The sequence below is a fragment of the Sphingopyxis sp. SCN 67-31 genome (assembly GCF_001725095.1).
In genome coordinates this window covers 1-5,340 of sequence record NZ_MEFH01000195.1, presented here as the reverse complement: position 1 = coordinate 5,340, position 5,340 = coordinate 1, and the positions used below count along the sequence as shown (strand labels likewise).

Annotated in this window: 7 protein-coding genes; 2 read left to right on the top strand and 5 right to left on the bottom strand. The window is 62.4% G+C overall.

Annotated elements, in window-relative coordinates:
- From ABS88_RS23705 to hemE, 5 genes are all read right to left on the bottom strand, one after another.
- On the bottom strand, window positions 1–367 hold a 367-nt coding region (locus ABS88_RS23705), incomplete at its 3' end, for a TerC family protein (protein ID WP_502686184.1).
- Window positions 368–375: 8 nt separating this feature from the next.
- Window positions 376–669 (bottom strand): antibiotic biosynthesis monooxygenase family protein, encoded by a 294-nt coding sequence (locus tag ABS88_RS23700; protein WP_003042123.1) that lies wholly within the window; start codon window positions 667–669, stop codon window positions 376–378.
- A 6-nt stretch (window positions 670–675) separates the two neighbouring features.
- Entirely contained in the window at window positions 676–1,932 is a 1,257-nt protein-coding gene (rho, locus tag ABS88_RS23695) for a transcription termination factor Rho (protein ID WP_003042126.1), read from the bottom strand.
- A gap of 192 nt (window positions 1,933–2,124) precedes the next feature.
- Window positions 2,125–2,577: a CopD family protein gene (locus ABS88_RS23690; RefSeq protein WP_003042130.1), complete on the bottom strand. Its 453-nt coding sequence runs from the start codon at window positions 2,575–2,577 to the stop codon at window positions 2,125–2,127.
- A gap of 4 nt (window positions 2,578–2,581) precedes the next feature.
- Window positions 2,582–3,610 (bottom strand): uroporphyrinogen decarboxylase, encoded by a 1,029-nt coding sequence (gene hemE / locus ABS88_RS23685; RefSeq protein ID WP_286750775.1) that lies wholly within the window; start codon window positions 3,608–3,610, stop codon window positions 2,582–2,584.
- A gap of 336 nt (window positions 3,611–3,946) precedes the next feature.
- On the opposite strand from hemE, the gene ABS88_RS23680 reads away from it, so the two are divergent.
- Window positions 3,947–4,765, top strand: a complete 819-nt coding sequence (locus tag ABS88_RS23680) for a pyruvate, water dikinase regulatory protein (RefSeq protein ID WP_003042133.1) — start codon at window positions 3,947–3,949, stop codon at window positions 4,763–4,765.
- Window positions 4,762–5,340 (top strand): Maf family protein (locus ABS88_RS23675; protein WP_286750773.1); only part of this gene is annotated, 579 nt, incomplete at its 3' end. The genes ABS88_RS23680 and ABS88_RS23675, both read left to right, overlap by 4 nt.

Below are 5,340 nucleotides of genomic sequence, written 5' to 3'. Positions count from 1 at the left end.
AATGCGCGCCTTCGCGCAGTTCGCGCCACATCTTCCAGGCGACCCAGATCAGCAGCAGACCGCCGACGAAGATCAGACCTACAATCTGCATCAACTGCGTGACGACAAGTGCGAAGGCGATGCGCAGGACGAGCGCCGCCAGAACGCCGATCAGGATCACCTTCTTGCGCTGATCGGCGGGCAGCCCAGCGGCGAGCGCGCCGACGACGATGGCATTGTCGCCGGCCAGCACGATGTCGATCATCAGCACCTGCACGAAGGCAGCGAGCGCGGCGGGTTCGGTGATGTTCGAAAAATCGGCGACGATGTGCGACCAGATTTCGCCGAACCCACCGGGCCCGGCAGCGGCCGCCGCCTGCGTCAACATTTCCAAAATCACACGGCGTCTCCGAAATAGCTGACCCCCGGAACGGGGTCGTAAAAGCGATGCAACAGCGCCCGCCACCGTTCATAGCGGTCGGATCGACGAAAACCATCGCGATGATCCGCAACGGTGCGCCATTCTGCCAACAACAGATAGGGCTGCCCGGTTCCCAATGGCCGGCGAATTGTCAGCGAAAGGAAGCCGGGCGAGGCTTCGATCAGCGGCCGCGCTTCCGCAACGGCCGCTTCGAATTCCACTTCCATTCCAGGCCGGACCGGCAGCAAGGCATGCTCGATCACGGCCATCGCGGCTTACTGGTTCATGCTGTCGAAGAAATCTTCGTTGGTCTTGGAATCCTTGATCTTGTCGAGCAGGAATTCCATCGCATCGACCGTGCCCATTTGCATGAGGATGCGGCGCAGCACCCACATCTTGCTGAGCTTGTCCTTCTCGACGAGCAGTTCTTCCTTGCGGGTACCCGACTTGCCGACGTCGAGCGACGGGAAAATGCGCTTGTCGGCGACCTTGCGGTCGAGGACGATTTCGCTGTTACCCGTGCCCTTGAATTCTTCGAAGATGACTTCGTCCATGCGGCTGCCGGTATCGATCAGCGCGGTCGCGATGATCGACAGCGATCCGCCTTCCTCGATATTGCGCGCAGCACCGAAGAAGCGCTTGGGACGCTGAAGCGCGTTCGCATCGACACCGCCGGTCAGAACCTTGCCCGAGCTCGGCACTACGGTGTTGTACGCGCGGCCGAGGCGGGTGATCGAGTCGAGCAGGATGACGACATCCTTTTTGTGCTCGACCAACCGCTTCGCCTTTTCGATCACCATTTCGGCGACCTGGACGTGGCGCGTCGCGGGCTCGTCGAAGGTCGAGGAGACGACCTCGCCATTGACGCTGCGCTGCATGTCGGTGACTTCCTCGGGCCGCTCGTCGATCAGCAGGACGATTAGATAGACCTCGGGGTGATTGTCGGTGATCGCCTTGGCGATATTTTGCAGCAGCACCGTCTTACCCGTGCGCGGCGGCGCGACGATCAGCGCGCGCTGGCCCTTGCCCTGCGGGCTGACAAGATCGATCACGCGCGCCGACTTGTCCTTGACGGTCGGATCGATCGTATCGAGCTTGAGCTTCTGGTTCGGATAGAGCGGCGTCAGATTGTCGAAATTGACGCGGTGGCGCACGACCTCGGGATTGTCGAAATTGACGCTGATCAGCTTGGTCAGCGCGAAATAGCGTTCGCCGTCCTTCGGCGCGCGAATCTCGCCCTCGACGGTGTCGCCGGTGCGCAGACCATATTTGCGGACCTGATTGGGCGACACATAGATGTCGTCGGGACCGGCAAGATAATTGGCTTCGGGACTACGCAGAAAACCGAAGCTGTCGGGCAGAACCTCGATCGTTCCCGATCCGATGATTTCCTCGCCCTCTTCGGCGAGTTCCTTGAGGATCGAGAACATCAGATCCTGCTTGCGCAGCGTCGAGGCGCCCTCGACGCCCAGCTCTTCAGCCATTTCGACGAGCTGCGCGGGCGATTTTGTCTTGAGTTCTTTAAGATGCATGGATGGATTCCAGGTAACAGAAATATAGGAAAATTCGTTCGATACGGCGCACCAGGCGGTGCCTATCCGGCCGGGGGACGACCGTTCACGATAGCTTCGGCGCCAAGATCGCGCCGCCGACGGAAAGCCGGGTTGATCGGCCCCTAAGCCGCCGATTTCGTCAAGTCAATCGGCTGTCGCCGAGACGACCGGTCAAAAGGGCCGGACGACCGCCAGAATGACGATGATCGCCGCGGCCACGCCCGGCACCTCGTTGAGCATCCGCAGGCGCTTTTCGGACAGCGGTCGTTCGCCGCGCTTCAGCTTCTTGAAATAGCCGATTGTCCAGCCGTGATAGCCCGACAGCAGCAGGACAAGCAGGAGCTTGGCGTGAAACCAGCCCTGCGACCAATAGCCGCCATTGAAAGCGAGCATCAGACCCAGGATCCAGACGATGACGAGCGAGGGATTGAGGATGATCTTGCGCAGGCGATCTTCGCGCTCGATCCATTTCCTGTCCTCGTCCGACCCCACCGCACATTGGTGATGATAGACGAAAAAGCGCGGCATCATGAAAAGACCCGCCATCAGGAAGATGACGAAAATCACATGCGCCGCTTTCACCCACAACATCGTGACCCCCAGAAATCCAGTCCAGTCTGCCATCCCGCTACTCGCCTCGCACGCGCCTGATCAGATGTTCGACATGGGCTATGGGCGTGTCGGGCACGATACCATGGCCGAGATTGAAGATATGGGGCCGTTCGGGGAAAGCTGCAAGGATGCGATCGATCGCAGCGTCAAGAGCCGGGCCGCCGGCGACCAGCGCAAGCGGATCAAGATTGCCCTGCACCGGTAGATGACCGGGAAGAATATCATTGGCCCAAGCGGGATCGACCGTTTCGTCAAGACCGATCGCATCGGCGCCGACGCCGCGCGCATAAGCCGCCAGCTTGCCGCCCGCGCCCTTCGGGAAACCGATGATCGGCGTGTCGGGATGGAGCGCCTTCAGTTGCCGGACGATTTCGGCATTGGGCGCGATCACCCAGCGTTCGAACTCGGCGGGCGACAGGCTTCCTGCCCAGCTGTCGAACAACTGGACCGCCTCGACCCCCTGTTCGATCTGCCCCGACAAATAGGTCACGCTGAGGTCGACGATCGCATCGATGATCGCCCCGAACGCCGCCGGATCGGAAAGCGCCATGCGCCGGGCGGCCGCCTGGTCCTTCGATCCTTGGCCGGCGACCATATAGGTGGCGACTGTCCAGGGACTGCCGGCAAATCCCAGAAAGGTCGTCTGGGGCGGCAAGGCGGCTGCCACGCGCGCTACCGTCGCATAGACCGCGTCAAGCCGCTCGGGCGCCGCCTCGAGCGACGCCAGAGCGCTATCGACGAGCGGCGGGGCGAGCCGCGGCCCCTCACCCGTCTCGAACCACAGCCGCTGGCCCAGCGCGTGCGGCACGACCAGAATGTCCGAAAAGAGAATGGCGCCGTCGAAACCGAACCGGCGGATTGGCTGCAGCGTCACTTCAGCTGCGGCTTCAGGATCATAGCATAGTTCCAGGAAGCCGCCCTTGGTCGCCCGCAACGCACGATATTCGGGAAGATAACGACCGGCCTGGCGCATCAGCCACAGGGCAGGCCGTTCCTGCCGCACCCCACGCAGCGTTGCCAGCAAGCTCTTCGATGACGCCTTCACGCGGCCCCTCTTTCTCTCTTCATAATATATATAAATGATTGTGGTGGATTGTTGGCGGGCGGATAAGCGCGCTTTAGGCGCAGCCGCCCTTTTTGCCAACAGCTTGACTCCCGCTGGCCCGCCAGACCCCACAGAGTCGTTGGCTCTCATCCCCGCTATTCACAGCCTGTGGATAAGACTCGTTCCTTGTGGATAAGCGGTGGGGCGGAATCGACGCGGCCGGGGATGGAATCGCCCTGCCGATTTCATCCCGGGGCTTGTCCGCGAACTTATCCACAGCCTCGGAAATTCGCTTCACGGCTTGCCTTTTCGGATCGCAAGGCGGCAAGAGAGGCGATGGACCGCCTCCACCTTCACCTCATATCCGATTCCACCGGCGAAACGCTCGAAAATATTGCCAAGGCCGCGATCGCACAGTTCGACGATGTCGAAGTCGTGCGCCATTTCTGGCCGATGGTGCGCTCGGAATCGCATCTCGACCGGATCATGGCGGAGGTTCAGGCGAGCCCGGGCATGATCCTCTTCACCCTCGTCAACGGTGAGTTGCGCGCCAGTCTCGAGCGCCGCGCCGAGGCTCAGGGCCTGCCGCTTGTTCCCGCGCTCGACGCCGTAACCGACGCCTTGTCGCGCATGCTCGGGCAGGAAGCCAAGGCGCGACCGGGCCGTCAGCATGCGCTCGATGCCGCTTATTTTGCGCGTGTCGAGGCCATCCAGTTCACCGTCGCGCATGACGACGGGATCGGCTGGGAAAATTGGGAACAGGCCGACATCCTGCTCGCCGGCGTATCGCGAACCTCCAAGACGCCGACGAGCATCTATCTGGCAAACCGGGGATACAAGACGGCCAATATTCCGATCGTTCCCGAATCGCCGCCGCCCGACGCGCTCTATCATCTGAAGCGTCCGCTCGTCGTCGGGCTGACGACCAGCCTCGACCGCCTTGTCCAGGTTCGGCGCAACCGTCTGCTCTCGCTCAATCAGGCGCCCGAAACCGCCTATGTCGACGATGAACGCGTGAAAGCCGAAATCGCCTATGCCCGCCGCATGTTCGCCGACAATGACTGGCCGGTGATCGACGTGACGCGCCGATCGATCGAGGAAACGGCGGCTGCGGTGATCAAGCTGGTCGAGGATCGCGGAGGCCGGCCGGCATGACGCAGATCGTCCTTGCATCGCAGAGCAGCGGCCGTGCCGCGATGCTGCGCGCGGCCGGAATCGCGTTCGAAGCAACCGCGGCGCATGTCGATGAAGAGGCGCTGACGGCCGGTCTCGTTGCCGCCGGCCAGACGGCGCGCAACATCGCCGATGCGCTGGCGGAGGCCAAGGCGATCAAGATTTCTTCTCGGCTGCCCGGCGTTGCCGTAATTGGTGCCGATTCGACGCTCGCGCTCGCCGATGGGACGATGCTCGCCAAGCCCGAGAGCCCCGATGAGGCAGCAGACCATCTGCGCCGCATGGCGGGAACGCGGCACAAATTGTTCAGCGCGGTCGTTGCGGCGCGCGACGGCGCGCCGGTCTGGCGCGCGATCGGCGAGGCGCGGCTGTGGATGCGGCCCTTGTCGGACGCCTTCATCGCCGACTATGTGGCGCAGCATTGGGACAGCATCCGCTGGACCGTCGGCTGTTACGAAATCGAGGGGGCGGGCGTGCAATTGTTCGATCGGGTCGAAGGCGATCCCTGGACGATCATCGGCATGCCGATGCTGCCGTTGATGGCATGGCTGCGCGCC